The 204-nt window shown below is 77.5% G+C and carries 1 protein-coding gene; it reads left to right on the top strand.

The annotated features are described in order from the left end of the window. A partial coding sequence (locus VR44_RS40830; protein ID WP_045952770.1) for a hypothetical protein occupies positions 1–204 on the top strand: 204 nt, incomplete at both ends.

Genomic DNA, 204 nt, shown 5'->3' with positions numbered 1-204 from the left:
ACGGCGCGATCGGCGTCGCGGGCCGCCTCCTGACGGGCCGCGCCGAATCGGGCACGGTCTCCACGACCACCCTGGGCGGCCCCCCGGCGTGGACGGAGTCCCGCATGCTCTTCGCGGGCGCCCCCGCATCGGTCCTCGACGCCACGGGCACGACCACCACAACCGCCCTGGGCCTCGACGCCCACCTCCACACCGCCACCCCCC

The sequence above is a fragment of the Streptomyces katrae genome (genome assembly GCF_000966975.1).
GTDB lineage: Bacteria > Actinomycetota > Actinomycetes > Streptomycetales > Streptomycetaceae > Streptomyces > Streptomyces katrae.
Note: the sequence above shows the minus strand (reverse complement) of the source record. Positions and strands in the feature narration are given on the sequence as shown.